Source organism: Leisingera sp. F5 (assembly GCF_001593695.1).
In genome coordinates this window covers 1-1,316 of the sequence record NZ_LUKH01001055.1, presented here as the reverse complement: position 1 = coordinate 1,316, position 1,316 = coordinate 1, and the positions used below count along the sequence as shown (strand labels likewise).

Here is a 1,316-nt window from a genome sequence, read left to right as displayed (position 1 = left end):
GAGGATTACCGGGTGATCGAACTGAACCTGGACCTGGCCTGCGGCGCCATGCAGGGCGTGATGAAGCTGATTCTTCCGGAACCCACTGCCGAAGAGCTGCAGGACGGCCAGGGGAACGGTGCCCAAGGTCCATCTCTGGGCCGCAACCTGGGGGCAATCCGGGCGGAGCTGTCGGCAGTTTTGTGCAAGATGCGGGTGCCCTTGAGGGATTTTGCCGGTCTCAAAGTCGGCGATTCGCTGCCGCTGGATTCCGCCTACCTGTATGAAACCGACCTTCTGACCATTGGAGGCCAGTCGGTTGCGCAGGGGCGCCTGGGCCAGATGAACGGCGCGCGCGCGGTCCGGCTGAATCAGTCCGGAGCCAGGCTGGCAGGCGATGCCGGGGCAGAAGGAATGGGGTTCTCCGACGGGGCAGGCACCGATCTGATGGGCGGCGGACCTCCCGCACTCGATATGGGAATCGCCGCGCAGGGCCTGCAGGACCCGATGGACGACACGGGCCTGCCTGCGTTGGAAGCGGCACCGGGACTGGGCGGCGGCGGTCATGGTATGGACAGCAATGGGCTTCCTGCGCTGGGTGACGGCGGTTTTGACGGCGGCATGGGGGGCATGGGCGGCCTGGACGACGCCATGGGCGGAATGGGCGCAATGGATTTGCCAGGTCTCGGCGACGATGGCGCTTTGGGCATGGATGGGCTGGACGGCGGTTTGCCTGACTTGCCTGATCTTCCTGCGGTCGACTTGGGGGATTTTGACCCAGGGGATGCGGCGGCAGAAATCTCGCAATTGGCCGGGCTGGATGGCGCATTGCCGGGAAGCAACTGATTTATTCGGTTCTCCGCGCTGCGCGCGGGCGCCAATCGGCCCTGAAATCCAGGACCTTTGCCGGGAGCCGCCGCGGGCAGCCATACCCTCTTAGCCGTTCCAAACCGTGGGCTGCCTGCGCAACTATCCAGGGCAGGCTCCTAGTGCTGTTGACGCACGGCGCTGCGCCCAAGGATGATCAGAATTGGCGGGATCCGGGTTTCCTGCGCTGGCCAACGGCTTGGCCGCTGCCTGCAATGTCTCACGCAGGCAGTATTTTCACAGGATTAATTGTCAGCCAGGGAATCTAGTGCTGGCCGCAACCCGTCCAGCTGATAGCCGGCCGCTGCGGTTTTTTGCAGAATGTCATCGGCGCACATATCGCAGGCCTGGCTGAGCGCCCAGACCACCGAACAGCGGGTGCCGGAGGCGCAATAGGCCAATACCGGGCCTTCGCAGCCTTCATACAGCGCCCGCTGGCGGGCCGCGTTCTCGGGTGTCATGGTCTGATG

General features: G+C 64.4%; 2 protein-coding genes. One reads left to right on the top strand and one right to left on the bottom strand.

Annotated features, from left to right (window positions below):
• On the top strand, positions 1–825 hold an 825-nt coding region (locus A2I95_RS38795; protein ID WP_291737710.1), incomplete at its 5' end, for a FliM/FliN family flagellar motor C-terminal domain-containing protein.
• Between the two features lie 266 nt (positions 826–1,091).
• Here the strand turns inward: A2I95_RS38795 and A2I95_RS38790 are convergent.
• On the bottom strand, positions 1,092–1,316 hold a 225-nt coding region (locus A2I95_RS38790; protein ID WP_291737709.1), incomplete at its 5' end, for a sulfur transferase domain-containing protein.